Origin of the sequence: Janthinobacterium sp. J1-1 (assembly GCF_030944405.1) — a bacterium.
Classification (GTDB): domain Bacteria; phylum Pseudomonadota; class Gammaproteobacteria; order Burkholderiales; family Burkholderiaceae_D; genus Janthinobacterium.
In genome coordinates, this window is the sequence record NZ_CP132339.1 from 5,630,446 (window position 1) to 5,652,647 (window position 22,202).

The 22,202-nt window shown below is 63.2% G+C and carries 22 protein-coding genes and 2 tRNA genes; 16 read left to right on the forward strand and 8 right to left on the reverse strand.

Going from position 1 to position 22,202, the window contains the following annotated elements; translation table 11 throughout:
- Positions 1 to 12: 12 nt before the first annotated feature.
- Positions 13 to 165: a hypothetical protein gene (locus Q8L25_RS25740; protein WP_308922105.1), complete on the reverse strand. Its 153-nt coding sequence runs from the start codon at positions 163 to 165 to the stop codon at positions 13 to 15.
- Between the two features lie 177 nt (positions 166 to 342).
- Between Q8L25_RS25740 and Q8L25_RS25745 the strand changes: the two genes are divergently transcribed.
- From Q8L25_RS25745 to Q8L25_RS25770, 6 genes are all read left to right on the forward strand, one after another.
- Positions 343 to 552, forward strand: coding sequence for a hypothetical protein (locus Q8L25_RS25745; protein ID WP_065308902.1), 210 nt, complete (start codon positions 343 to 345; stop codon positions 550 to 552).
- 90 nt (positions 553 to 642) lie between these two features.
- Positions 643 to 1,533, forward strand: a complete 891-nt coding sequence (locus Q8L25_RS25750) for a hypothetical protein (protein ID WP_308922106.1) — start codon at positions 643 to 645, stop codon at positions 1,531 to 1,533.
- A gap of 75 nt (positions 1,534 to 1,608) precedes the next feature.
- Positions 1,609 to 2,787 carry a class I SAM-dependent methyltransferase gene (locus tag Q8L25_RS25755; protein WP_308922107.1) on the forward strand — a complete coding sequence of 393 codons (1,179 nt, stop codon included), beginning with the start codon at positions 1,609 to 1,611 and terminating at the stop codon, positions 2,785 to 2,787.
- Between the two features lie 46 nt (positions 2,788 to 2,833).
- Positions 2,834 to 2,910, forward strand: a tRNA-Met gene (locus Q8L25_RS25760).
- A gap of 105 nt (positions 2,911 to 3,015) precedes the next feature.
- Positions 3,016 to 3,564, forward strand: a complete 549-nt coding sequence (locus tag Q8L25_RS25765; protein WP_308922108.1) for a hypothetical protein — start codon at positions 3,016 to 3,018, stop codon at positions 3,562 to 3,564.
- A gap of 6 nt (positions 3,565 to 3,570) precedes the next feature.
- Positions 3,571 to 3,647: transfer RNA gene (locus tag Q8L25_RS25770), tRNA-Met, on the forward strand.
- 38 nt (positions 3,648 to 3,685) lie between these two features.
- On the opposite strand, the gene Q8L25_RS25775 is transcribed toward Q8L25_RS25770, so the two are convergent.
- Positions 3,686 to 4,366: a hypothetical protein gene (locus Q8L25_RS25775; RefSeq protein ID WP_308922109.1), complete on the reverse strand. Its 681-nt coding sequence runs from the start codon at positions 4,364 to 4,366 to the stop codon at positions 3,686 to 3,688.
- Positions 4,367 to 4,544: 178 nt separating this feature from the next.
- On the opposite strand from Q8L25_RS25775, the gene Q8L25_RS25780 reads away from it, so the two are divergent.
- From Q8L25_RS25780 to Q8L25_RS25820, 9 genes are all read left to right on the forward strand, one after another.
- Entirely contained in the window at positions 4,545 to 5,063 is a 519-nt protein-coding gene (locus Q8L25_RS25780; protein WP_308922110.1) for a sigma-70 family RNA polymerase sigma factor, read from the forward strand.
- Between the two features lies 1 nt (position 5,064).
- Positions 5,065 to 6,054, forward strand: coding sequence for a FecR domain-containing protein (locus tag Q8L25_RS25785; protein WP_308922111.1), 990 nt, complete (start codon positions 5,065 to 5,067; stop codon positions 6,052 to 6,054).
- A gap of 110 nt (positions 6,055 to 6,164) precedes the next feature.
- On the forward strand, positions 6,165 to 8,657 hold the full coding sequence (locus tag Q8L25_RS25790) for a TonB-dependent siderophore receptor (RefSeq protein WP_308922112.1): 2,493 nt from the start codon (positions 6,165 to 6,167) through the stop codon (positions 8,655 to 8,657).
- 118 nt (positions 8,658 to 8,775) lie between these two features.
- Positions 8,776 to 9,912 (forward strand): type VI secretion system protein TssA, encoded by a 1,137-nt coding sequence (gene tssA / locus Q8L25_RS25795; protein ID WP_308922113.1) that lies wholly within the window; start codon positions 8,776 to 8,778, stop codon positions 9,910 to 9,912.
- An 11-nt stretch (positions 9,913 to 9,923) separates the two neighbouring features.
- Positions 9,924 to 10,202: a DUF6150 family protein gene (locus tag Q8L25_RS25800; RefSeq protein ID WP_308922114.1), complete on the forward strand. Its 279-nt coding sequence runs from the start codon at positions 9,924 to 9,926 to the stop codon at positions 10,200 to 10,202.
- 88 nt (positions 10,203 to 10,290) lie between these two features.
- Positions 10,291 to 11,943 (forward strand): acid phosphatase, encoded by a 1,653-nt coding sequence (locus tag Q8L25_RS25805; protein WP_374694203.1) that lies wholly within the window; start codon positions 10,291 to 10,293, stop codon positions 11,941 to 11,943.
- Between the two features lie 217 nt (positions 11,944 to 12,160).
- On the forward strand, positions 12,161 to 12,400 hold the full coding sequence (locus Q8L25_RS25810) for a hypothetical protein (RefSeq protein ID WP_308922115.1): 240 nt from the start codon (positions 12,161 to 12,163) through the stop codon (positions 12,398 to 12,400).
- 112 nt (positions 12,401 to 12,512) lie between these two features.
- On the forward strand, positions 12,513 to 13,943 hold the full coding sequence (dbpA, locus tag Q8L25_RS25815; protein ID WP_308922116.1) for an ATP-dependent RNA helicase DbpA: 1,431 nt from the start codon (positions 12,513 to 12,515) through the stop codon (positions 13,941 to 13,943).
- 294 nt (positions 13,944 to 14,237) lie between these two features.
- On the forward strand, positions 14,238 to 15,197 hold the full coding sequence (locus tag Q8L25_RS25820) for an IS110 family transposase (RefSeq protein WP_308922117.1): 960 nt from the start codon (positions 14,238 to 14,240) through the stop codon (positions 15,195 to 15,197).
- 41 nt (positions 15,198 to 15,238) lie between these two features.
- Here Q8L25_RS25820 and cysS read toward each other — a convergent pair whose 3' ends face one another.
- The gene (gene cysS / locus Q8L25_RS25825) at positions 15,239 to 16,633 is read right to left on the reverse strand and encodes a cysteine--tRNA ligase (RefSeq protein WP_308922118.1); all 1,395 of its coding nucleotides are present in this window, start codon (positions 16,631 to 16,633) and stop codon (positions 15,239 to 15,241) included.
- Between the two features lie 233 nt (positions 16,634 to 16,866).
- On the reverse strand, positions 16,867 to 18,105 hold the full coding sequence (locus Q8L25_RS25830) for an MFS transporter (RefSeq protein ID WP_308922119.1): 1,239 nt from the start codon (positions 18,103 to 18,105) through the stop codon (positions 16,867 to 16,869).
- A 108-nt stretch (positions 18,106 to 18,213) separates the two neighbouring features.
- Here Q8L25_RS25830 and Q8L25_RS25835 point away from each other — a divergent pair, with 108 nt between their 5' ends.
- Complete coding sequence (locus Q8L25_RS25835) at positions 18,214 to 19,050, forward strand: helix-turn-helix transcriptional regulator (RefSeq protein WP_308922120.1); 837 nt, start codon at positions 18,214 to 18,216, stop codon at positions 19,048 to 19,050.
- 15 nt (positions 19,051 to 19,065) lie between these two features.
- Here Q8L25_RS25835 and Q8L25_RS25840 read toward each other — a convergent pair whose 3' ends face one another.
- The 4 genes from Q8L25_RS25840 to earP all read right to left on the reverse strand — a co-directional run bounded on the left by Q8L25_RS25840 (position 19,066) and on the right by earP (position 22,148).
- Entirely contained in the window at positions 19,066 to 19,518 is a 453-nt protein-coding gene (locus tag Q8L25_RS25840; RefSeq protein WP_308922121.1) for an Ivy family c-type lysozyme inhibitor, read from the reverse strand.
- 92 nt (positions 19,519 to 19,610) lie between these two features.
- Positions 19,611 to 20,021 carry a hypothetical protein gene (locus Q8L25_RS25845; protein ID WP_308922122.1) on the reverse strand — a complete coding sequence of 137 codons (411 nt, stop codon included), beginning with the start codon at positions 20,019 to 20,021 and terminating at the stop codon, positions 19,611 to 19,613.
- Positions 20,022 to 20,270: 249 nt separating this feature from the next.
- Complete coding sequence (locus Q8L25_RS25850) at positions 20,271 to 20,846, reverse strand: elongation factor P (RefSeq protein WP_034758247.1); 576 nt, start codon at positions 20,844 to 20,846, stop codon at positions 20,271 to 20,273.
- 135 nt (positions 20,847 to 20,981) lie between these two features.
- The gene (gene earP, locus Q8L25_RS25855; RefSeq protein ID WP_308922123.1) at positions 20,982 to 22,148 is read right to left on the reverse strand and encodes an elongation factor P maturation arginine rhamnosyltransferase EarP; all 1,167 of its coding nucleotides are present in this window, start codon (positions 22,146 to 22,148) and stop codon (positions 20,982 to 20,984) included.
- Between the last annotated feature and the right edge of the window lie 54 nt (positions 22,149 to 22,202).

Genomic DNA, 22,202 nt, shown 5'->3' on the forward strand with positions numbered 1-22,202 from the left:
CCGCTTGCCCCGTCAGCGCGGCACGCTGGCCTTTTTCAGCTGCAGCAGATGCCAGCCCAGTTCACGACGTATCTGTTCCGGTCCCGGCGGCGGGCGGCGCTGCGCCAGCTCCGCTTTCAGCCACTGTCTCACGAGTTCCTTGTCTGCCAGTATGCGTTGTTGCATGATGCGACCTTTCGAAAGCCCTTGATGGCTTATATTCCCATTCAACGCGCCATCGTTCCGGGCGTTGACACACACAAGCGCCGCGCGTGGCGCCTTTGCAACAGAATGTAAAGCCGGGCCGCTTGCGTTAGAATCCCGCCCTCGCCTGACCCTTCAAGCCATTCAACAAGGAATCCCATGAAAGCCGCCCGCAGCCTTACCTTCAAATGCGTCAAATGCCAGAAAGCCGTGCAGGTCTACCTGCAAAAAGTGTCGGCCTGCTCGCATATCCAGCCATACCAGGGCCTGTGCCAGTGCGGCGAACTGAAACGCCACGCCACCGGCCAGGCCGACGCCGTCAAGTCCTACCTGGAATCGGCCGACGGCAGCTGGTCGCATCACCACTGATCCGTCCACCACTGATTGTTACAAACCAACAGTTAAAGAATGCGCGCAGCCTGCCGTTAATTCCGATACAACGTTGATTTGGATATCGCCATGGCCACTACCCTGCCCCAGCTTCCCGCCCTAGGCGCGCGCCAGACCGGCGCCAGCACGCTCACCGGCCAGCAGCCGGCCAAGACCGGCGGCAACGGCGGCAACGCCTCCGCCGCCGCCAACGCCCTGATGCAGCGCACGGCGCAGGACGTGGTGGCCCTGTCGAAAAAAGGCCTGGACCTGTCGGCGCAGGGCCTGGCGCAGCGCACCGATGCGCTGGGCAACGCCACCGTCGACGTGGCGCAGGATTTCGTCGGCAATATGGCCCGCCAACTCTTCGGCGACGGCGCCAGCATCAGCTTTGACTCGATCGACTTGTCGGCCGCTTCCGGCTATGCCGCGCAGGCGTCCAGCATGTCCGGCGCCGGCGGCACGCGCAATGCGGCCGCCTTCAGCCTGGCGGAAAACGCCCACTTTATCGGCAAGGGCACGATCACCACCGCCGATGGCCAGACCTTCGATTTCGAACTGGAAGTGCAGTACGAATCGAAGATCAGCGCCAGCGCGGCGTATGAAACCAGCAACGAAATACAGGATAGTCAGGACGCCGATGCCGATGCCGGCGAGGACAGCGGCCTGCCAACCCTGCAACTGCCCTCGATGAATTTTGCCGGCAGCCTCGGCGACCTGTTCAAGATGCTGGGCCAGCAGCTGCAAAGCAGCATCTACAATGCCGGCCAGGACAGTGTCGACCAGTCCAAGCCCGGCGACGGAGTCGGCAGCCTGAGGTTGCGCTTGCTCAATCTGCTGCAGCCGCCGAAGAACGTCGATGAAGCGGCAAAGCCTGCGGAAGTCCCCACCGATGCCGCGCCCGAGCTGACACCGGAAGCGCAGGCCCGCGCCCGCGCCGTGGCCGAAGCCTACGGCGGCAAGCCGGCGGCATCGGAGTAAGCACAGGGACGTATAATGGAAGACGGCCTGCGCAGGCGACCATGCCGCGCGCCCACCTTCTTTCGATTGAATCCCATGCCTGACACCCCTACTTCCACCGTTCATCCGCAGATCCACTGGAGCGAAAACGGCGTCGAACAATCCGCCCGCTGGCGCTCGGAAAGCGGCATGCCGCCACCCAAGCGCGTCGTCATCGCCGACGACCGCACGACGGCCGACCAGGCCTACCGCCTGGCCTGCGAAGGCACGGCCATGCTGTGGCGCGGCGACTTCCAGAACGCGCGCCAGCTGCTGCAGGCGCTGGCCCGCCGCGCCGACCACAAGAACGACAAGCCCAGCAAGAAAGCCCTGGCCGCCAAGCTGGCAAAGCCAGAACCCACCGCCACCGAAGCATTCCACTTGCATCGCCAGGCCCAGTCGCAGCGCGCCCGCACGCTGGCCATGCTGCTGCTGCCATTCGACGCCGACTACACGATTCCATTGCGCCGCGCACCCGACGTGAAACTCGCCTGCAATGAAGCCTATGGCCGTGGCGAAACGCCGTTTGTCGCCTCGCTGCGCGAACTGCTGGGCCTGATCGGCGCCCACGAATGGCGCCGCACCGGCGTCGAGCTGCCGGCCCTGGGCCAGCGCATCCACCCGCACTACGGCGTGTTCGCGCCGATCCGCGGCGAATACGTGGGCCTGGTGGCCGACGCGCCGCTGCCGCCGCGCGCCAGCCTCGCCTTCGATATCGGCACCGGCACCGGCGTGCTGGCGGCCGTGCTGGCACAGCGCGGCGTGAAGCGCATCGTCGCCACCGACCAGGACCCGCGCGCCCTGTCCTGCGCCCGCGAAAACCTGGCGCGCCTCGACCTGGCGGGCCAGGTGGAAGTGATCCAGGCCGACCTGTTCCCGCCTGGCCGCGCGCCGCTGGTGGTGTGCAACCCACCGTGGCTGCCGGCCCGCCCCAGCTCGCCGATCGAATACGCCGTCTACGACCCCGACAGCCGCATGCTGCGCGGTTTCCTGGCCGGCCTGAAGGATCACCTGGAGCCGGCCGGCGAAGGCTGGCTGATCCTGTCCGACCTGGCCGAACACCTGGGCCTGCGCCCGCGCGCGCAGCTGCTGGAATGGATCGCCGCCGCCGGACTGAAAGTAGTTGACCGCCTGGACGTGGCCCCCACCCACCCGCGCGCGCAAGACGCCACCGACAGCCTGCATGCGGCCCGCTCGAAGGAAATCACCTCATTGTGGCGCCTGGCGGCGGCCTGATCCCGGCAGCCATTGCGCAATGCAGCAAACCCCGCTATAATTCGCCTGCGGGGTGGAGCAGTCTGGCAGCTCGTCGGGCTCATAACCCGAAGGTCACAGGTTCAAATCCTGTCCCCGCAACCAATACCTGAAAGCCGCTGAATCTTGAAAAAGATCAGCGGCTTTTTCATTTGGCCCATGCCGCGCAGCCATGTTAAATTGCTACCTCCAATCGATACGGGCCACACCTTGAACGCATTTCGCACCACTACCCTGCTTGCCGCCATGTGCTTTTCCTGCGCGGCGCAAGCCCAGTCGCAGGCACAGCGCGATGCCGAATATCTGCAGGAGTTCGTGGTGCCGCTGGTCCGGCTGTCGCTGGAAAGAAGCGGCCAATTCCTGCCGATCGGCGCGGCCCTGGAGCGTACCGAAAAATTCGTGCTGATGCCAGTGCGCGAGTCCGACACCACGCTGTCGTCGCACGACATCATCAAGCTGCTGCAGGAAACGCTTGCGCAAGGCGCCGCCGACGGCGAGTACAAGACCACCGCGCTGGTGTATGACGCCACCATTCCCCTGCCCCCATCGGGCAAGCAGTCCGACGCGATCGCCGTCGCGCTCGACCATCGCGACGGCTATTCGGTGGTCACCTTCCTGCCTTATGAGCTGCGCGGCAGGAAACTGCACATCGGCACGCCGATCACGCGCCGGGGAACGGCCTCGGTTTTCCAGCAAAAACCAGCGCCGGAGGCAGGCGTAGCAAAGATCGTTCCCGCGATGCAGCAAACTGGTATATAATTCGCCTGCGGGGTGGAGCAGTCTGGCAGCTCGTCGGGCTCATAACCCGAAGGTCACAGGTTCAAATCCTGTCCCCGCAACCAATACCTGAAAAGGGCTGATCTCGCGATCAGCCCTTTTTTCATGGTGCCGGCACTTCCTTCATCATCCGTATCTGTTTCGCCGCCGCCTGCAGGCTGGCGGTGGCGCGCGCGAGCTTGTCGTCGCCGGTGGCCTCGGCGAGGGCGGCGAACGCGCCGATATGGAAGGTGGCCACCATCAGCGGCGCCATGCCGCATTCGAGCGCGGCGGCGCTCAGCTGCGTGCCCGCTTCCAGGTAGGCCTCGCTGCCCGCCTCGAATGCCTGCTTGGTTTCCAGCAGCTCCTGGCCGCCCTCGGCCCTGGCCAGGCAGTCATCGACCTTCTGCTGGAACACGGGCAAGGTGTCGGCCAGCGGCAGCGGCTCCGCGACCGGTTCCGGCTCGGGTTCCGGCTCTGGCGGCGGCGCCGGTTTGGGCACGGGTTCCGGCCGCGGCGCATCGTGCACCGTCAGCCAGCGCTCGACAGCCAGGTAATCCTCGAACGGCTCGCTGACTTTGGGGTTGACCAGCCAGACTTCGCCGGTACGCCAGTCGATCTTCGAGTTGCGCTCGTTCCTGGCCAGCAAAATATCGTTGCCGCCCGAGAGGTTCGACACCCGGCCGATATCGACCCAGTTCATCAGCTGGGCCTGGCGCGTCATGGCGCGCACACGATAAAAAAAAGCCAGCCATAAGAATGTGGCGATCAGGACCAACAGGATACCGCCAACCAGCCACATCATCTTCTTTACTCCGCAACGCTAGATCAACATGCATTTTCGCACACACAGGCTTGCCATCAAGGAACTTTGAAACTGATGCACCTCAGTGGCGTTTCCACAACGGGACACGGTTGCCAATTGCCGCTGGCACCGCTCTGCGCTACAATGAGAACAATTCTCATTTAGATCGCGCTGCGCCATGCTGTCCGCCCACCCTCCGCAGTCCGACATCCAGACCCTGTACAGCGAGCACCACGGCTGGCTGCTGCACTGGCTCAAGCGCCGCCTGCACGACGCGGGGCTGGCGGGCGACCTGGCGCAGGATACCTTCATCAAGGTGCTGGTGGCGCGCAGCCATGCCGACATCATTGCGACTCGCCCTTTCCTGGCCACCATCGCCAAGCGCCTGCTGGCCAACCATTGCCGGCGCGAGGAACTCGAACGCGCCTATGTCGACGCCCTGCTGCACCTGCCGCAGGCCAGCGCGCCGTCGCCGGAAAGCATGAGCATCGTGCTCGAATCGCTGCAGCTGATCGACCGCGCGCTGGGCAAGCTGCCGGCGAAAGCCAGGTCGGCGTTTCTGATGGCGCACCTGGAAGGCCTGAGCTACGCCGAGATCGCGGCCGAACTGGGCACCAGCACGCACTCGGTCAAAAAATACCTGACCAAGGCCAATCTGCTGTGCTTTTTTGCCGTGCCCGATTTTGCGGCCGCCTGACATGCGCAGTGCCCCGCAACAGGTGTACGCCGGCGGCCAGCCGATCGACCTGAAGATCGCCATGCAGGCCGCCGAATGGCTGACCACCATGATGAGCGGCCAGGCGACAACGGCCGAACACCACGCCTGGAGCCGCTGGCGCGCCCAGCATCCCGACCATGAGCGGGCCTGGACCCATATCGAAAAAGTCAGCGGCGGCTTTCGCGATCTCGATGCGCAGGCCAGCCGCAAGGCGCTCACCGCGCGTCCCGGCGCGCGCCGGCAGGGACTCAAGCTGGCCATGGTGCTGGCGGCATTCGGCGCGACCGGCGCGCTGGGCCTGCGCACGCAGCCCGCGCGCACCGCGCTGGCCGACCTGTCCACCGGCGTCGGCCAGCGCCGCGAACTGCTGCTGGCCGACGGCAGCCGCCTGCACCTGAACGCCTACAGCGCCGTCAATCTGCATTACAGCGCCAGCGAGCGGCGCCTCGAACTGCTCAAGGGCGAAGTCTTTATCGCCACCGCAAAGGAGCACGGCCGGCCCTACCGTCCCTTCCTGGTCGAGACCGCGCACGGCCAGGCGCAGGCGCTGGGCACGCGCTATTCGGTGCGCCAGGAAACCGACCACACCCTGGTCGCCGTCGAACAGGGCGCGGTGCGCTTGAGCGCGCGCGACAGCGGCGCCAGCCAGGTGATCCAGGCTGGCCAGGGCGCCCGCATGACGGCGCAGCGTGTCGACGCCGCGCAAGCCGTGTCGCCCGACGTGTGGGGCTGGCGCCAGGGGCTGCTGCTGGCCGACGGCATGCCGTTGCGCGACTTCCTGCGCCAGCTGGGCCACTACCGCCACGGCCTGCTCGGCTGCGACGATGCGGTGGCAGGCCTGCGCATTTCCGGCGTGTTTCCGCTGCAGGACACGGAAGCGGTGCTGCAGTCGCTGCCCAACTCGCTGCCCGTGGATATTCACTTTCGCACGCGTTTCTGGGTGCGGGTGCAGGCAAGAACACGGCGCTGAAATTGATCTGACGATTATTTTCACCGTAGCGCAAAAAAAAGATTACCCGTTTTCGATTGTCGCGTGACCCGTAAAGGCAAGGCATTCGACGACTCAATCACAAGGTAACCATGTCCTCCTTTATCGCTTCCAAACGCACGCCGATGGCGTACGCCATTCACCTCGCCCTGTTCGGCGCCGCCCTGCTGCTGATCGAACCCGCCGCCGTCCAGGCCCAAGTGCTCGATGCCAGCACCCAGCAGGCCGTGCACGACTTCAGGGTGCCGGCCGGCGACCTGGCCGCCGCACTGCGCCAGGTGGCCAGCCAGTCCGGCGTGATCCTCAGCTTCACGCCCGAACAGACGCAGGGCAAGACCACCACCGGCCTGAATGGCCGCCACGGCGTGCAGTCGGCCTTGAACGGCGTGCTGGCCGGCACCGGATTAAAAGCCGAGCGCAGCGGCAGTGGCAGCTATGCGCTGCGCGCGGCGGATGCTTCCACGGAAAAACAGGCGCTGTCGACGATGCCGGAAGTGTCGGTCTCGGCACGCCAGGACGTCACCGAAGGCAGCGGCTCGTACGTCTCGACGGCAGGCACCGCCACCGCCACGCCCCTGGGCCTGACGGTCAGGGAAACACCGCAATCGGTCAGCGTGATCACCAAACAGCGCATGGAAGACCAGGGTATCACCACCATCACGCAGGCGATGGAGCAGACGCCAGGCATCAAGCAGTTCTCGCTGGGCAGCGAGCGCAGCGGCTTTACCTCGCGCGGCTATTCGATCACCAATTACCAGCTGGACGGCGTCAGCACCCACTCGGAAAACCTGGGCCTCAACGCCCTGCCCTCGCAAAGCCTGGCCGACATGGCGCTGTACGACCGCATCGAAGTGCTGCGCGGCGCTTCGGGCCTGACCACGGGCGCCGGCGACGCCTCGGGCGCCATCAATATGGTGCGCAAAAAACCGACCGTGCAAACCCAGGTCAAGGCCGAGGGCGGCATCGGCTCGTGGAACGACAAGCGCGCCATGCTGGACGCCGGCGGCCCGCTCAATGCGGCCGGCAGCCTGCGCGGCCGCGCCGTGGCGGTGCTGGAAGATGGCGACAGCGCCATCGATCATTACAGCCGCAACAAGAAAGTGATTTACGGCGTGATCGAAGCCGACCTGGCGCCCGGCACCTTGCTGACGGCGGGCGTCACGCACCAGCGCAACGTCTCGAAAGGCTCGATGTCCTACCTGGGCTTCCCCCTGTTTTACAGCAATGGCGTCATGACGGACCTGCCGCGCTCCTTCAATCCGGCCGCGTCGTCGAACCGCTTCAACACCAGGTCGACCGACGTGTTTGCCGCGCTCGAACACCAGCTGGGCAATGACTGGGTACTGAAAGTGGCCGCCAATCACCTGACCTCGTCGCAGGATGAACGCTCGGTGTTCCTGGGATCGAACGACCGGTTTGCCGACCAGGCCACGGGCGACGGCCTGCGCCTGAAAGCCAATGCGCGCAACTACAGCCTGAAGGTCAACAGCGCCGACATCAAGGTCAGCGGTCCCGTCAACCTGTTCGGGCGTCGGCACGAACTGGTGGCGGGCATGGACTACCACCAGTTCCAGAGCTTCACCGACGGCAGCTTCGACTGGAGCCTGAACGGCACGGCGGCCAATCTGTATTCCTGGAACCGTAATGTGGCGCCCGTGTACGGCGAGCGCTATACGACGTATGACAGCACGCGCCGCCAGGCCAGCGCCTATGCGGCCGGCCGCTTCGCCCTGTCCGACAAGCTGAAGCTCATCACCGGCGCCAAGGTGATGCGCTATGACGAAAATTATGTGACGGACTTCTACACCATCGATTACCACGTCCAGACGCCGGCCAAGGAAAGCCATGTCTTTACGCCATACGGTGGCCTGGTCTACGACATCAACGACGCCCACGGCGCCTACGCCAGCTACTCCACCATCTACCAGCCGCAGGCGGCGCAGGACCGCAACGGCGCCTTGCTGGCGCCGCGCGAGGGCAAGACGTTTGAAGCGGGTATCAAGAGCGCGTGGATCGACGGTCAGTTGAACACGGCGGTTGCCTTGTACCAGATCCGCCAGAAAAACCTGGCCGAATCGGACCCGGGCTACACCGTGCCCGGCACCACCGACCCCGCCTCGCGCACCATCAAGGGCGCCAAGACCGAGGGCCTGGACGTGGAAGCGACGGGCGCCATCAGCCGCGACTGGAACGTATCGGCCTCGTGGTCGTACAGCATTACCAAGAACCATACCGGCAAAGTGATCCAGACCACCTTCCCGCGCCACCTGGTGAAACTGTGGACCACCTACCGCCTGCCCGGCGACTTCAACCGCATGACGGTCGGCGGTGGCGTCAACTGGCAAAACACCGTGTATTCGGACATATCGGCATGGCAGATCGGACGCACCCTGCGCTGGGAGCAGAAAAGCTATGCGGTGGCCAGCCTGATGGCGCGCTATGACGTCAATGACAAGCTGTCGGCCACGCTCAATGTCGGCAACCTGCTCGACAAGAAATACACGGCCTCGATATCGGACTGGTGGTATTCGGGCATGCGCGGCCAGGGCCGCAATGCGGCGCTGAACCTGCGTTACCAGTTCTGATTGCGCGCGGTTCCTGCGCTGGGCGGTCCGCATCGAAAGGCCAAAAAATTGCTATTTAGAATTAAAATAGCCAGGCCTTCCCTTGCAGCGCCCGACCTTCAACCAGCACAGGAACCGTATGGATCAGACCGCAGCACTACGGCACATTGCCGTCACCTATTTTCAAGCATCATTGGGACTGTCTGTTGAACAGTTGCTGGCGCCCATAGCCGGCGACGATCCTGCCGGCAGGTCGATGCGCGGCACCCGTGAGTACAGCGCAATCCAGCACTCCCGCCGTGCCGACGATGCCAGCCTGCCGATGGGCGGGTGGGAACATGAACTGAAGCGTGCCGACTGGCATGCCGTCAGCCGCATGGCTGCCCAGGTTCTGCGCCTGCAAAGCAAGGATCTCGCCTGCGTGGCCTGGCTGTTCGAAGCGCGCCTGCACATCGATGGCTTTGCCGCCATCGCACCATGTTTGAGCCTGCTGGACACCTTGCTGCACCAGTATTGGGACAATATCCATCCACGATCGGACGTAGGCGACTTCGAGTCTCGTGCCAACCAGATCCGCTGGATCGCCGAAAAACTGCTGCCGGTCCTGCGTCTGACACCGATCACGGCCAGCCAGGACAACACACTGTACTGCTGGGCGGACTGGCAGCAGGGCCAGCGCAGCTCACAGCTCAAGGTGCGCACGGATGGTGCCCAGGAATTCGTCGAAAGCACCGAGCTGCGGCTGTTCCGGCAAGCCATGGCGGCCAGCAGCGTCGAGCATTTCCTGCAGCTCCACCGTGTACTGTCGGAGGCGCTGCGGGCACTCGATATGCTGCGCCTGACGCTGGACAAATACTTCGCGCCATCGGCACCCAGCCTGGCAGCGATGGCCGGCCTGCTCGAACAGATACACGATAGCTGTGACGCCGAGCTGTACCGGCACGGCGTGCGCCCTGTGCCGGCCAGCGTGCCTCCACCGCCATTGATGCCGCCTTTTTCGCCACTGCCGCCACCGCCGCCACTGCTGCCACCACTGCCGGCCAGCGATCCTGCCCGTGACCGCGACCATGCCTACGCGCGCCTGGCCGAACTGGGCGACTACCTGTTGCGAATCGATCCGCACAGCCCTGCGACGCACCTGCTGCGCCACGTCATTGAATTGGGCAAGCTCGATACGGCCCAGCTATACCAGGAACTCTTTATCCGCTCGAACGGCATGCTGAACGTCTTCGAAGTGATGGAGCTGGGAGTGGCGGACAATCGCCAGGAACAATAAGGAACACTTGCATGGCACGGATTTACAAAACGGCAGATTTGGGCGAAGCGCATGTACGGGTCGCCTTGGTGGAGGCGCGCGGCGAGGCGGATTTGCTGGTGCAGCGCGTCCACAGCTGGGGCCTGGCGATTGGCGATGAACGCTGGTTCATCACGGGCGACAAACAGGCGGCAAGCACCTGGGTGTATTTTTGCAGCGTCGGCATGGCGGAAGTGAAAATCTGCTTTGTCGACCATGATTTCGAAGCGGGCTGGCAAAAGCCCAGCCGCTACAAGAATCGTTTCCGCTAGCGCCGGCGGCCATCATGGACACAAACCTGACCGGCCGCAAACCAAGCTGCTACAATTTCCCCCTTTGATTTTTACCCCGGAGATCCGCGTGAAACCCAACGACCCGCAAGCCCAGTCCACCGACCTGCCAGCCAATCCCGCGCGCCGCCGCATCTTCCAGGCCGCCACCGCAGTGGGCCTGGCCGGCACCGGCCTGCCGGCCATGGCGGCGGCAAAACCGTCCGTGGCCAAGGGCTCGCTGGACGCCAAGCTGAAGGCGCACGTCAAGAACGTGGTCGTGATCTACCTGGAAAACCGCAGCTTCAACAACCTGTTCGCCAACTTCCCCGGCACCAGCGCGCCGCTGTCCGCCGTCACGCCGGCACAGGCGCAGCAGCTGGACCGCAATGGCCAGCCTCTGGCGACCCTGCCGAAGATCTGGGGCGGCCTGGTGCCGAACCAGCAGAATGTCGGCGGCATCGATTACCAGATCAAGGAAGACCAGATTACCGGCCTGGCCAACGCGCCCTACAAACTGAGCGACGCGGCCGGCAAGCCCCTGCCCGAGAGCATCATCACGCGCGACCTGGTGCACCGCTTCTACAACAACCAGATGCAGATCAACGGCGGCAAGAACGACGGCTTTGCCGCCTGGGCCGACAGCGGCGGGCTGGTGATGGGCCACTACGGCGAGACGTCGAAAAACCTCAACCTGTGGCAGATCGCCGAGCAGTACACCCTGTGCGACAACTTCTTCATGGCGGCCTTCGGCGGCTCCTACATGAACCACCAGTTCCTGGTGACGGGCCGCGCCAACGAATACTTCAACGCGCCGGAAACGGCGGCCAAGAAAAAGATCGCGGTGTTGTCCGACGGCCCGCAAGGCGTGCGCCTGGCGATCGCCGAAGACTGCCCGGCTTCCGCCTTGGACGGCAAACCGAAATACGTGAACGACGGCGCGATTACCCCGGACGGCTATGCCGTCAACACCATGGCGCCGCCGTATCAGCCCAGCTATATCCGCCCCGCCTACGACGGCGACCCGCTGCACGCCGATCCGGCGGACGCGAATACCCTGCCGCCGCAAACCTATGACACCATCGGCGACCTGCTGTCGCGCAAAGGCGTGTCGTGGGCCTGGTATGGCGGTGGCTGGCAGGCCGCACTCGACCACAAGGGCGGCGGCAGCAAGCCGAACTTCCAGTTCCACCACCAGCCGCTGAACTACTTCAAGCAGTTCGCGCCAGGCACCGCCGCGCGCGCCGAGCACCTGCGCGATGGCGGCACCGGCGACAGCCCGATCTCGAACAAATTCCTGGCCGCCGCCGTGGCGGGCAAGCTGCCGGCCGTGACGTTCTACAAACCGCAGGGCAACCTGAACCTGCACGCCGGTTATTCGGACATCGAATCGGGCGACCAGCACGTCGCCAACATCATCCAGCACTTGAAAGAGTCGCCGCAGTGGAAAGACATGATCGTGGTGATCACGTTCGACGAGAACGGCGGCTGGTGGGATCACGTGGCGCCGCCCAAAGGCGACCGCTGGGGTCCGGGCACGCGCATTCCCGCCATCGTCGTGTCGCCGTTCGCGAAAAAAGGCGCGGTCGACCACAGCTTCTACGACACCACCTCGATCCTGCGCCTGATCACGCGCCTGCACGGCCTGCCGCTGCTCGAAGGCCTGAAAGTGCGCAACGACGCGTTTGCGTCGCGCGGCGCGCTGCCGCCGGGTGATCTGACCGGCGCGCTGAGCTTCCGCTAAAGCGCCATAAGCCATCCCACGATGCGGCACGGCTGTGATACACTGCGTGCCGCACTTAAATCCGCAGGAGAGGTATTCCTGACGAGAGCCTCCACCATGAGCCCGACTCCAGTAGCCGGGCTTTTGTTTTGTGGCACAAGCGTACCAAGCACAGATAGAGCGGACAGATTGTTGCCCGCTCCCCGGCCTTGTTCGACCGGGGACCAGAGGTTCAGAAATGAGAGATAAAAAAGACAACGCCACCATCGACTTGCCCGGTTTCGGTCCGCCGCCGCCGGCGCCGGACGTGCCCGAGCAGGATGCCGAGCCGAAGCGCCGCGTGCGCACGCGCAAGGTGGCATTGAAACAGGTGCAGCTCGAACTGCTGGAGCCCACCGATACTTCGGGCCTGCCCGTCTGGACGCGCGACGAAGGCCTGGACCTGACCGGCTTGCCGATCTGGGCACCCGATAACTGAAACAAGACGGCGGCTGTTTGCCGCCAGCACCACCCGCAACATCACCCGCACAAGGGCGTAGAACGCCTGTAGACTGTGCCCATCCCACCCAGTTTTTTACCGGCCACGCCCCATGACATCGACCACCGACACCATCAGCACGGCTTTCTCCAGCCTGCCGCTCACGCCTGCTTTTCTCGCCAACCTGGACTCGCTCGGCTACCACGAGATGACCACCATCCAGGCGCAAAGCCTGCCGGCGGTGCTCGACGGCCGCGACCTGATTGCGCAGGCGAAAACCGGCAGCGGCAAGACGGCCGCCTTCGGCATCGGCATCCTGCACAAGCTCAACCCGGCCTGGTTCGCCGTGCAGGGCCTGGTGATGTGCCCGACGCGCGAACTGGCCGACCAGGTGGCCAACGAGCTGCGCCGCCTGGCGCGCGCGGCCGGCAATATCAAGATCCTGACCCTGACGGGCGGCGCGCCGATGCGCCCGCAGATCGCCTCGCTGGAACACGGCGCCCATATCGTCGTCGGCACGCCAGGCCGCTTGCGTGACCACCTGGGCCGCGGCACCATCAATTTGAACCACGTGCAGACGCTGGTGCTCGATGAAGCCGACCGCATGACGGACATGGGCTTTTACGAGGAAATCGCCGGCATCGTCAGCGCCTGCCCGGCACGCCGCCAGACCCTGCTGTTCTCGGCCACCTACCCGGAAGATATCCGCCGCGCCACCGCCTCCTTCCTCGTCAATCCGCTGGAAGTGACGGTGCAGGCGCAGCATGACAACGACAAGATCGAACAGCGCTTCTATGAAATCGGCTTCGACGACCGCAACAGCGCGGTGGGCAAGCTGCTCAAGCACTTCAAGCCCGAGTCGACGCTGGCCTTCTGCAACACCAAGGTGCATTGCCGCGAACTGGCCGAAGAACTGCGCCAGCAGGGCTTCTCGGCCCTGGCCCTGTACGGCGAACTGGAACAGCGCGAACGCGATGAAATCCTGGTGCTGTTCGCCAACCGCAGCTGCTCGATCCTGGTCGCCACCGACGTCGCCGCGCGCGGCCTCGATATCTCGGACCTGGGCGCCGTGATCAACGTCGACGTGTCGAAAGACACGGAAGTGCATATCCACCGCATCGGCCGCACGGGCCGCGGCAGCAAGAAGGGCCTGGCCCTGTCGCTGTGCGCGCCGAACGAAAAGAAATGGGTCAAACTGATCGAGCAGTACCAGAACAGCGCCGTCGAGTGGCATGACCTGAAAGAGCTGCCGGAAGACGACGGCACCGAAGCCTTGCCTGCGCCGATGGTCACGCTGTGCATCATGGGCGGCAAGAAGGACAAACTGCGTCCGGGCGACCTGCTGGGCGCCCTGACCGGCGACGCCAGGCTGACCAAGGAACAGGTGGGCAAGATCAATGTGTTCGAATTCATGACCTACGTGGCGCTGGACCGCACCGTGGCCGAAGCGGCCTTCAAGCGCCTGAACAACGGCAACTCGCTGGGCCGCGACTTTGGCAATATCAAGGGCCGCAGCTTCAAGATGCGGTTTATTGAGGCGTAATGTTGCGGTGGTGTCGGATTACGCGCTACGCGCCTCGGCGGCCCCGCTAATCCGACCTTGTATTATTCCTCTCATGCGGTTGGTGGTGTTGCGAACAACATCGACCGCTGTCAAAATTCTTGGTAGGCATATCAAGACCGGGTAACTGGATGCCGTATCCGCCCTTAGGCTCAAAGCCAGCGATGTAGATCTCGCACCAGTTACCCACCCTCCATGTCAAGATCGGACAGTATCTTTGGCACCGGCACGCCGGTTAGCCCGCATTCACAAGGTAGATCGCAAGAGGACCACAGCATGTTTAATTTAGGAATCGACGTTGCCAAGGCAAAGCTTGACTGCGCGCTGCGCCTGCCCAATGGCAAGCACCGTAACAAGGTAGTAGAGAATAACTACAAAGGATTTGTTGTACTGAAAGAATGGCTGCTCAAGCATGATGCCAGCAACCCGAGAGTGTGCATGGAGGCGACTGGCACCTATTGGGAAGGTGTTGCAGAATATCTGGCAGGACTTGGTATGGTGGTGAGCGTTATCAACCCTGCGCAGATCAAGGCCTTTGGCGCCTCGCGTCTGGTACGCACCAAGACCGATAAAGTTGATGCTCAGTTGATTGCTGACTTCTCCCATGAACGCCAGCCTGAGCCCTGGATCGCACCATCGCCAGCTGCACAAGCACTGCGCGCCATGGTGCTGCGCCTGGAGGCGTTGCAGGCGATGCGATTGCAGGAGACGAACCGGCTCGATGTCGCGCGTGAAGCGGTACGCCAAGGTATCGAAGAGCACATTGCGTGGCTCGATAGACAAATCAAGGAACTCATCGAGGCGATCAAACGCCATATCGATGACGACCCGGACTTACACGACAAGCGTGATCTGCTCGATAGCATTCCTGGCCTGGGAGAGCGTACGATTCCCGTCCTGCTGTCTTACTATGCCGACACGGAACGCTTCGATAACGCCAAGCAAGCCGTGGCGTTTGCCGGCCTCGATCCACGCCAGCACGAGTCAGGATCGAGCGTTCGTGGCAAGCCGCGCATGTCGAAGATCGGCCATAGCTTCCTGCGCAAAGCCCTGTATATGCCGGCTATGGTGGCCGTACACAGAACCGAGTGGGGTAAGCGTTTCGGTCAACGGCTTAACGCAGCTGGGAAGGCGCCGAAGCTGATCATCGGCGCCATGATGCGCAAGCTGGTGCATGTGGCATTCGGTGTGCTCAGGTCTGGAAAAATATTTGATCCGACCTTGCACAACGCTTGACGGGGATAACAGTATCTACCACGTACGCAACGCAGGTCGGATTAGGCCGCAGGCCGTAATCCGACAGGCACCGCCCGCGCCCCCTCTGCCGTATCCTCTATCTCATACCCCACCTCGCGTACCAGCGCGCGCAAGCCGTCGGCATCACCCCAGCGCCGCTCCTTGCGCGCCACTTCGCGCTGCGCCATCCACTCTTGTACGTGCTCGGGCACCGCCACCACCGCCGGCCGCCAGTTGGCCAGGTCCAGCCCCAATGCCGTATCGAAGCGCAGCACGGTCGCCTTTTTCACGCCATCGGGCAGGCCGCTTTTCAGCAGCTCCCACAGCACCGCCAGCGCGCGTGGGTAGTTCAGGTCGTCGTTGAGGGGCGCGGCAAACTTTGCCAGCCATGCATCATCGGCCTCGCCGGAAGTGTCACCCAGCCCATGCACCGAAGTGCGCAGGCGGGACAAACCGCTGGCCGCCGCGCGCAGCGCCTCGTCGCTGAAATTGAGGCTGCTGCGGTAGTGGGCGCTCAGGCACAGGTAGCGGTAGGCCAGCGGATCGACGCCCTGCTCGATCAGGCTTTGCAGGCGCAAAAAGTCGCCTGAGGACTTCGACATCTTCGCGTCCTGGGTTTTCAAAAACGCGCCATGCAGCCAGAAGTTGGCCAGCCGCGTGCCGTGGCGCGCCTGGGTCTGGGCGATCTCGTTGCTGTGGTGGACGGCCACATGGTCTTCGCCACCGCAATGGATGTCGAAATACGCGCCCAGGTGCTTTTCCGCCATCGCCGAGCACTCGATATGCCAGCCCGGAAAGCCCAGGCCCCACGGGCTGCTCCACTCCATCTGGCGCTGGCCCGGCGTGCCGCTGAACTTCCACAAGGCGAAGTCGCAGATATCGCGCTTGTCACCCAGCTCCACCCGTTTGCCCGCCTGCAGGCCGTCGCGATTCAGGCGGGCCAGCTGGCCGTAGTCGGGCTGGCGCGTGGTGTCGAAATAAATACCGTCCTGCGTGCGGTAGGTAAACCCCTTCGCTTCCAGGTCTTCGATAAACGCGATTTGTTCGGCGATATGGTCGGTGGCGCGGCACCAGACGGTGGGCGGCAAAATGTTCAGCAAGGCCAGGTCGCTTTCGAACGCCTGCGTGAACTGCGCGGCCAGTTCCCAGGCGGACTTGCCGCTGCGGACGCTGCGCGCTTCGAGCTTGTCGTCGCCGGTATCGGCGTCCGAGGTCAGGTGGCCCACATCGGTGATATTCATCACATGCCGCACCTCGTAGCCGTTGAACGCCAGCGCGCGGCGCAGCCCGTCGACAAACAGATAGGTGCGCAGGTTGCCCAGGTGGGCGTAGTCGTAGACCGTGGGGCCGCAGGCATATAGTCCCGCCTTGCCAGGCTCGATGGGATCAAACGGGCGCAGGCTGCGGCCATACGTGTCGTACAGGTGGAGTGTCATGCGGGTCTTTCGGAAGTGGTTCGGAAAAAGAAAATGGCCACAGGTTTTTCAACACTGTGGCCATCGGAATGAGGAGTAAAAGTTTAACGGCGCCGGGCCGCATCCTCACGGGGCCAGGTACAGGTACACAGCGCGGCAGCGGCGCCGGTGGTCATGACTGGAGGGAGGATGGAGGAGTTCATGGGTTTGACTATCGCATGGACACTGGCGGGCCGTCAAGCCCGCCTGGCCAATTACTTTTTCGGCGCCTGTTCGATATGCGGCAGCAGCACCGTCAAAATGCCCAGCAGCGGCAGGTAGGAGCATATCTGGTACACATACGCGATGCCGGAAATATCGGCGATATGGCCCATGGCGGCCGCCGCGATGCCGGACACGCCGAACATCAGGCCGAAGAAGATACCGGCGATCATGCCGACCTTGCCCGGCACCAGTTCCTGCGCAAACACGACAATGGCGGAAAACGCGGACGAGATCACGAAGCCGATGATCACCGTCAGCACGGCCGTCCAGAACAGGTCCACGTAGGGCAGCAGCAGGGTAAATGGCGCGGCGCCCAGGATCGAGATCCAGATCACGCGCTTGCGGCCGATGCGGTCGCCGATCGGGCCGCCCATAAAGGTGCCGGCCGCGACAGCCGCGAGGAACAGGAACAGATAGAGCTGGGCCGCGCCGATGCTCAGGTGGAATTTGTCGATCAGGTAAAACGTGTAATAGCTCGACAGGCTGGCCATGTAGATGTATTTCGAGAACACCAGCAGCGCCAGTACCGCCAGCGCCCCCATCACCTTGTTGCGCGACAGGTTGGTGACGTGGCCGCCCGCTTTCGGCTTGAAGCTGGCCAAATGGCCGCTATACCAGCGGCTGACGCTGTACAGCACGCCGATGGCCAGCACCGCCAGCAGGCTGAACCAGGCGATATTGCCCTGGCCACGGCCGACGATGACGGCCGCCGCCAACAGCGGACCCAGCGCCGAACCAACATTGCCGCCGACCTGGAACAGTGACTGCGCAAAGCCGTAGCGTCCACCCGAGGCCATGCGCGCCACCCTCGACGCTTCCGGGTGGAAGGTCGAGGAGCCGACGCCGATCAGGCCGGAGGCGATCAGCAGGGTCGGGAAGGTCGAGACGATGGACAGCATCAGCACGCCGGCCAGCGTAAAGCACATGCCGACCGGCAGCAAGAACGGCAATGGACGGCGGTCGGTGTACAGGCCGATCCACGGCTGCAGCAAGGACGCCGTGCACTGGAAGGTCAGGGTAATCAGGCCGACCTGGGTAAAGCTGAGGGCAAACTCGGCTTTCAGCATCGGGTAAATCGACGGCAGCAGGGCCTGGATCAGGTCATTGAGCAAGTGCACGAAGGCGACGGCGCCCAGGATGTGCATGGCCAGGCCGGATTGCTGCTGGGAAGGAGAAATGGTCTTGGCGGCCGCAACGGGCGTGGCCAGGGTATCGGTAGTGGTATGCATGGTGCTTTCAAGATCGTGCAGCCCCTGGAACGGGCCGGCAGGAAAGCCAGTATAGTATGGGCGTCGAACTGATCACTTCCAATAATCGTCGCCCAAGTGACAAACACCATGCAGACCAACCACCCCGCCTTGGCCGATGCCGACGGCATGACATTTACGCGCAGCAGCAATTCCGGCGATTACCAATATGTGCCGCGCCCGGTGGCGGTAATGTCCAGGCAATATGACGCCGCCGCCTACACGCCGCCACACAGCCATGTGCGCGCGCAACTGCTGTTCGCCACCGAGGGCGTGATGCGCGTGACCACCGAGCATGGCGTATGGATATTACCGCCGCGCCGGGCCTTGCTGATCCCGGTGGGCGTGGTGCATGAACTCGATATCCTGAGCGCCCTCAGCATGCGTACCGTGTATATCGATGCGCAGGCCGCCGCCGTGTTCGGCCCGGCCTGCAAGGTGGTGGAAGTGAGCCGGCTGCTGCGCGAGCTGATCCTGGCGCTGCTGGACGAAGACGTGCATTACGCGATCAACGGCCGCGGCGACTGGCTGGCCAGCCTGATCCTGTCGGAACTGGCGCGCGCCGACACGGTGCCGATCGCCATTCCCTGGCCGCGCGACCGGCGCCTGGTGGCCGTCTGCACTGCCATCATGGCGGCGCCCGGCAGCCGGCGCAGCATCGAAGACTGGGCCCAGGACGCGGGCGCCAGCGCGCGCACCCTGATCCGGTTGTTTCCGCGCGAGACGGGGCTGCACTACCGCCAATGGCTGCAGCAGGTGCACCTGGCCGAGGCGTTCTGCCGGCTGGACCGTGGCGAAGGCGTGGGCGCGATCGCCTTTGCGCTGGGCTACGCCAGCCCCAGCGCTTTTTCCGCCATGTTTCGCCGCATCCTGGGCCGCACGCCCCAGCACTACCTGAGCGAATGGCGCGGCGCCGACCAGGCTTGAAACTGCGGAGTCGCCTCAATTGCGCTTCAGCAGATCCATCTCGGCCATGCTGGGCTGGCCGAACACCACGGTGCTGACTTCGCCCGCCTTGTCCAGCCCCGTGTACGTGCCGGCCACGCTTTGCTCCTGCGGGTCATACACCAGCATGAAGCGGTGGCCGCAGTTGTGCGGCTCGCACACGCTGGTCAGCAGGCGCGGCGAGCCGTCGAGATCGACCGGCGTCAGCGGTGTCGCCACGCCATCGGGCACCCAGCGCGGACGACGGATATTGGCCTTCCTGAGTTCGACCAGGAAGGCCATGCGGAAGGCACGGTCATTTTTATAAACTTCAGGAAAATAGGGGCAGTCGGTGGCGTCGTGGCAGGCCAGTGCCTGTTCGATCAGCGATGGCGCAGGACTTTTGGCCCCGGCTGGTGTGGCGCACAGGGCCAGGCTCGTCAAGAGCAAGGCCAGCAAGCGGATAGGCATGGCAACTCCTGTGGAAAAACACGAGAACCAGCATAGCAGAATGTGCCGGTGGCCGGTGCCAGCCTGCCATATGGCACGCCTTATGGCAAGCCTTACAGCGAGCAGCGTATGCCGACCACGCCATTGACCTTGCCTTCGGGCCAATCGGTCTCGCGCCAGCGAAACACGCCGGGGGCCACGAAGATCAGTTGCCATTCGACCAACTTGCCATCGGCCGTACGGCGGTTTTCAGCGTCATAGCGCAGGGTCAGGCTGCGATCCGTTTCCGCCAGCACCGTGGCGGAAAACCGGTTGGTTTCGCCTAGCTTGCTGACCCAGGTGCGATCATTGAAAATGACCAGCTTTTGCCGATCGTCCGACAATTGCATGCGCGACAGGCGCCGCACGCCATCGCAAGCACTGTTGGCATTCACGCTTTCCGCCCAGCTGCCGGACAACTGCGTTTCATCGAAAGCAAGGGGTGCGGCAGTCACGGCGGCACTGAGCAGCAAGGTGGCAAGCATGGATGTCGGGAGTCGCTGAAAATAAAACAAGTTTACAGCATAGCAGTGTCTGAACAGAAACGTTGTTACATAGTATTAAATTCAGGTAAAAAAAAGCGCTGCCCGCAGGCAGCGCTTCTTGAGCAGTATGTAACGCCTGGCAAAACCGTAGCGAGCGGCGGCGAGTTGTGGCCGAGACGCGGAGCTGTGCGAATGCACAGTGAGCATCGCAGGCCGCAAATCGTGACGCGCAGTAGGTTTGGTCAGGTGTTAGTTACGGACGACGCGTTTGTATTCGTTGGTACGCGTGTCGATTTCGATCACGTCGTCTTGTGCCACGAACAGTGGCACTTGCACGGTGTGGCGATGTGCATCGATGGCGTTTTCGATCTTGGCTTCTTTCAGGACGTTGCCCGAAGTGTTGCCCTTGACCGCAGGCTCCGAGTACACGACCTGGCGTGCGATGGTGGTTGGCAGTTCAACCGAGATGGCTTTGCCATCGTAGAAAATGGCTTCGCATTCCATGCCATCTTTCAGGTAGTTCAGCGCTTCGCCCAGGTTTTCTTCTTCGATTTCGTACTGGTTGTATTCGGTGTCCATGAACACGAACAGCGGATCGGCGAAGTACGAGTAGGTCACTGGCTTTTTATCCAGAACAACAACGTCGAACTTGTCGTCGCCGCGGAACACGTTTTCCATCGGGGTGTTGGTCAGAAGATTTTTCATCTTCCATTTGTAGGTGAAGCCCGTGCGGCTCGAACCGTTGACATCAGAACGCAACACGATCATAGGCTTGCTGTCGACCATGATGATATTGCCAACACGAATTTCTTTTGCGGGTTTCATAGAAGTGTACGTAAAAAGTGGGTTGCATGAAGACCATCTGCCGCCGGTGCGCCATCGGCGCCGCAGGCTTGCGTTTGATCGGTTTAAAATCTGTCAGAATTAACCGGGCATTTTACCTTAATTTTGTGCCAGCGCCTATCCTGGCAAACGCGCGAACGACAGCAGGTTGCCGGCCAGGTCACCGTTGTCCAGCATCTGTCGCTGCCAGGCCCCTGCCCTCGCCGTCATGCGCGGCATATCCGCCCGCAAGGCAGGCCACAGGCCAAGCCAGCCCTGCCCTGCGGCACTTGCGCCATTCCAGTACTCGCTGGCGCCGGCCAGGCTGTCGATGACACCATCGGCGTCCAGCGCATAACGCTGCAGAAAGGCACGCAATTTGACGTGATGCAGGTTTTCATCCTGCGGATAGATATGCCAGATAAATGGCTTGCCGGCCCACTGGGCGCGCACGAAAGAATCCTCGCCGCGCACGAAGTTGAAGTCGCAGGCCCACAGCAATCTGTCGTAGTCATCCTGCGGCACGAAAGGCAGCACGCGCACGGTCAGTGCGCCAAGCGTGCGCGCCGCTCCCGCGACGGCATCGGCGCCGATAAAGCTGCCAACAGCATCGAACGCCACCCCTTCCGGCACCAGGCACAGCATGGGTTCGCCACCACCTTGCCAGCTGGCCAGCAGCTCGGCCACCGGCGCATGCGGATAGCAGAACAGCGATACTTTGGTCGCGGCCATCTCCTGCGCGGTGACGCCGAACTGCGCCAGGAAAGCCTGCATCGCCGCCGGATCGGCCTGGAATTGCCGACACCGCTCTTCCAGCCCCGCTTCGCGCAGCAGGCCACCGGTTTTACCGGTAAACCCCGGAAAGAAGAAATGCTTGATCATGCCGTGGCGCGGCGAGGTCAGCTTGTGGCAGCCTTCGACCCACTCTTCCGCCGTCAAACCCTCCAGGTTCAGCCAGGCGGGCTGCGGCTGCCGCTGCGCCATGGCCGCGATATAACCGGGTGGAATGTCGCAGGCAAAAAATTCGATGACGATATCGGCGACATCGCTTGCCGGAAACACGCCCTCCTGGTCGCGCCAGTGGCGCACGGTAACACCCGCCGCCTGCTGGGCGTCCAGCGCCACGTCGATTTCCGGGCAGATGCGCTTGAAACTGACGAGATCGTCGACCCACAAGGTGACCCGCACCCCATGTTCAAGCTGCAACTGGCGCGACAGGCGCCAGCAGATGCCGATATCGCCATAGTTGTCGACGACTTTGCAGAAGATGGCAAGAGAGGTGGCACGATCGGCAGGAAATGGCATGGGATCCGGATTTGGGAAATTAAAAAACAAAAAAGCCGCGCTGTTACCAGGCGG

Bases quoted from the DNA above. Each gene is read 5' to 3' on its own strand.
- Q8L25_RS25740 (WP_308922105.1), bottom strand. From the start codon at position 165: ATGCAACAACGCATACTGGCAGACAAGGAACTCGTGAGACAGTGGCTG.
- Q8L25_RS25745 (WP_065308902.1), top strand. From the start codon at position 343: ATGAAAGCCGCCCGCAGCCTTACCTTCAAATGCGTCAAATGCCAGAAA.
- Q8L25_RS25750 (WP_308922106.1), top strand. From the start codon at position 643: ATGGCCACTACCCTGCCCCAGCTTCCCGCCCTAGGCGCGCGCCAGACC.
- Q8L25_RS25755 (WP_308922107.1), top strand. From the start codon at position 1,609: ATGCCTGACACCCCTACTTCCACCGTTCATCCGCAGATCCACTGGAGC.
- Q8L25_RS25775 (WP_308922109.1), bottom strand. From the start codon at position 4,366: ATGATGTGGCTGGTTGGCGGTATCCTGTTGGTCCTGATCGCCACATTC.
- Q8L25_RS25780 (WP_308922110.1), top strand. From the start codon at position 4,545: ATGCTGTCCGCCCACCCTCCGCAGTCCGACATCCAGACCCTGTACAGC.
- Q8L25_RS25785 (WP_308922111.1), top strand. From the start codon at position 5,065: ATGCGCAGTGCCCCGCAACAGGTGTACGCCGGCGGCCAGCCGATCGAC.
- Q8L25_RS25790 (WP_308922112.1), top strand. From the start codon at position 6,165: ATGTCCTCCTTTATCGCTTCCAAACGCACGCCGATGGCGTACGCCATT.
- tssA (WP_308922113.1), top strand. From the start codon at position 8,776: ATGGATCAGACCGCAGCACTACGGCACATTGCCGTCACCTATTTTCAA.
- Q8L25_RS25800 (WP_308922114.1), top strand. From the start codon at position 9,924: ATGGCACGGATTTACAAAACGGCAGATTTGGGCGAAGCGCATGTACGG.
- Q8L25_RS25810 (WP_308922115.1), top strand. From the start codon at position 12,161: ATGAGAGATAAAAAAGACAACGCCACCATCGACTTGCCCGGTTTCGGT.
- dbpA (WP_308922116.1), top strand. From the start codon at position 12,513: ATGACATCGACCACCGACACCATCAGCACGGCTTTCTCCAGCCTGCCG.
- Q8L25_RS25820 (WP_308922117.1), top strand. From the start codon at position 14,238: ATGTTTAATTTAGGAATCGACGTTGCCAAGGCAAAGCTTGACTGCGCG.
- cysS (WP_308922118.1), bottom strand. From the start codon at position 16,633: ATGACACTCCACCTGTACGACACGTATGGCCGCAGCCTGCGCCCGTTT.
- Q8L25_RS25830 (WP_308922119.1), bottom strand. From the start codon at position 18,105: ATGCATACCACTACCGATACCCTGGCCACGCCCGTTGCGGCCGCCAAG.
- Q8L25_RS25835 (WP_308922120.1), top strand. From the start codon at position 18,214: ATGCAGACCAACCACCCCGCCTTGGCCGATGCCGACGGCATGACATTT.
- Q8L25_RS25840 (WP_308922121.1), bottom strand. From the start codon at position 19,518: ATGCCTATCCGCTTGCTGGCCTTGCTCTTGACGAGCCTGGCCCTGTGC.
- Q8L25_RS25845 (WP_308922122.1), bottom strand. From the start codon at position 20,021: ATGCTTGCCACCTTGCTGCTCAGTGCCGCCGTGACTGCCGCACCCCTT.
- Q8L25_RS25850 (WP_034758247.1), bottom strand. From the start codon at position 20,846: ATGAAACCCGCAAAAGAAATTCGTGTTGGCAATATCATCATGGTCGAC.
- earP (WP_308922123.1), bottom strand. From the start codon at position 22,148: ATGCCATTTCCTGCCGATCGTGCCACCTCTCTTGCCATCTTCTGCAAA.